This is a genomic window from Bacillus sp. SIMBA_005 (assembly GCF_046535585.1).
Taxonomy (GTDB): domain Bacteria; phylum Bacillota; class Bacilli; order Bacillales; family Bacillaceae; genus Bacillus; species Bacillus pumilus.
Genome location: NZ_JAWRWI010000130.1, coordinates 1 through 338 on the forward strand (window position 1 = coordinate 1; position 338 = coordinate 338).

1 pseudogene is annotated in these 338 nt (G+C 49.7%); it reads right to left on the bottom strand.

Annotation, left to right across the window (positions count from 1 at the left end):
• Positions 1–69: 69 nt before the first annotated feature.
• A pseudogene (locus SB660_RS19435) lies at positions 70–338 on the bottom strand (MBL fold metallo-hydrolase); the annotation flags it as partial.

Consider the following 338-nt stretch of genomic DNA (forward strand, 5'->3'; position numbering starts at 1 on the left):
TGTCGGAAGCGCGTCGTGTATCGGAAGTGGGGTAATATTAGTGTAGGGCTAGTTGTTCTACGTATGATTCCATAACGGATTTTTATGCGCATTCGTCGGCATCAGGTCGGCAAAATGCACAGCCGTCTCCCCGCCGTCTTCTAAGACGATGACACTGTGGCCGTCGCTGTGGCCGCCGGTGTGGTGCATCGTAATGCCTTCTGTCAGCTGATACTCGTTCTCAAAGGTTTCGACCTGATCTTGTACCGCCTCCCAATTTTCTCTCCAATATGTATTTTTCGATCTGATATTAGGGTTTCTCATTTCGCGCCACTCTGTTGCAGAAGTGATAATGCGGG